The 1973-nt window shown below is 41.0% G+C and carries 1 protein-coding gene; it reads right to left on the minus strand.

All coding sequences use genetic code 11. The features are described from left to right. Window positions 1-139: 139 nt before the first annotated feature. Window positions 140-1435: a group II intron reverse transcriptase/maturase gene (ltrA, locus tag HUK49_RS10450; protein ID WP_233509409.1), complete on the minus strand. Its 1296-nt coding sequence runs from the start codon at window positions 1433-1435 to the stop codon at window positions 140-142. Between the last annotated feature and the right edge of the window lie 538 nt (window positions 1436-1973).

Consider the following 1973-nt stretch of genomic DNA (forward strand, 5'->3'; position numbering starts at 1 on the left):
CTTCATTATTTTAGTAATTACAGTATACAATTTTGAACATCTCAGTTAAAAACATAACTCCGAATCGAGTAGGAGAATAGCCATTAATTGACTACTCGTCCTCTCACACCACCGAGCGTACGGTTCCGTACTCGGCGGTTCAATATCTTGCGTAAGCCAACTCTGCAAGCTGGGCTAATGGTATTAATCCCCACTTGTAGAGTTGTTTTGTTGTAAGTGCACGATGAACCTCGTGCGTGTTCGATAACCGCCAGTATTTCTTGCGAGACTGTGCGATTTTCATTGCACTTCTATGGTCAAGACCATATTGACGCAACATCTTATATTTCGTTCTAACTCTTTTCCACCGTTTAAGAATGAGTTGTCTAAGTCGGCGGTTTAACCAAGATTGTGTGGTTTCAAGAAATACTCTGATAAAACCTCTACCAAAGTAATTTATCCAACCTCGCGTCACTTGGTTAATTTCAGTGATAATCTCTTTAAAGGTACCAGGTCTATTTCGTTTCGTTATTTTCCTTAAGGTGCGTATTAAATTTCTTTTTGCTTCCGTAGTCGGTCTGAAACGACAAACCCCATTTACCTTGGTTATTAGACAACTCAAGAACTTTAAACGTGTGACTGCTCCTACTTTACTTTTCTCTTCATTGACCACCAACTTCAGTTGCTTTTCAATGAATTTCGTTACACTCGACATTACACGTTCGCCTGCACGTTTTGTGCGTACGAAGATGACAAAGTCATCGGCATATCGTACAAATCGGTGTCCACGCTTTTCGAGTTCTTTATCCAGTTCATGTAGATAGATATTACATAGTAAGGGAGAGATAACGCCCCCTTGTGGTGCACCTATCTTTCTTTCTGCGACTTCGCCAGATAGGTCAATGGCACCTACTTGTAAACTTCTACGGATAAATGTGGAAATTGACTTATCTTGAACATGGCGTTCGAACAAATACATGAGCTTATCATGATTTAACATGTCAAAGCACTGTTTCAAATCACAATCCACGGCTATTTTATAGCCTTCTTCGTAGTAGGCAGCACATTGCTTAAGTGCTGTTCCTGTGCTACGATGAGGTCTGAAACCATGGCTATGGTTTGAAAATGTTCGGTCGATGCCTGGTTCAATCACTTGTCTAATGGCTTGTTGTATGACTCTGTCTCTAGCGACAGGAATACCAAGCACACGCATTTTCCCATTTGGTTTGGGAATTTGAACTTTTCGGACTGCTTGAGGTTTGTATGAACCATCAAGCAGTTTTTTCGTTATCTGCGAAAAGTACTGCGCAAAGTGAGCATGGAGTTCGCTGACTTTCATGCCGTCAATTCCAGGAGCACCTTTGTTTTTCTTAACCTTCTTGATAGCTTTTTCTATGTTGTCAGGTCTTACAACAAGCTCCATCAATGATGGAGACTTACGATACATTTCTTTCATTTCACCTAAGATTTACTGTACACACTTATGTATTCTTTTTCGTTCCACTACTTATCCTTCCATAAGTTGCCGGTTAAGACCGTATTCTGCACGTCGTAAATCTATAACCTCCAATCTTTACTTTGTATTGAATATTGTTCAGTCCTTCGGTACATTTTCCCTACTATGACTTCTGCTGACTTCTCATCATTCGTTGTTACTACGGTTGAGATACCGCTGATGAGACCTCCCCGGGTAAGGTGTAACCTCTTTCCACTCATGTCACCGCATCATTTACTATATAGAACTCGGGTAGTATCGGACTTCATCTTGTTGAGCAGATTCATCCATTCTACATAGCCTTAGTATGATATTTCTGTTCGTCAGTGCGAGTGTTTGCGTCCGACTTCCTTCAGATTCCACTTCGCAATGGACACCCTTGTCTTTCGCTAACAGTTCCTACTACCAAGCCTGTAACGGACTTTCACCGTCAAGATGTTACCCATGCCGGGCGCACTGAGAAAAAGCTAACTTCTATATAAAGTATAGAAATTAGCTT

The sequence above is a fragment of the Limosilactobacillus portuensis genome (assembly GCF_014838735.1).
Classification (GTDB): Bacteria; Bacillota; Bacilli; order Lactobacillales; family Lactobacillaceae; genus Limosilactobacillus; species Limosilactobacillus portuensis.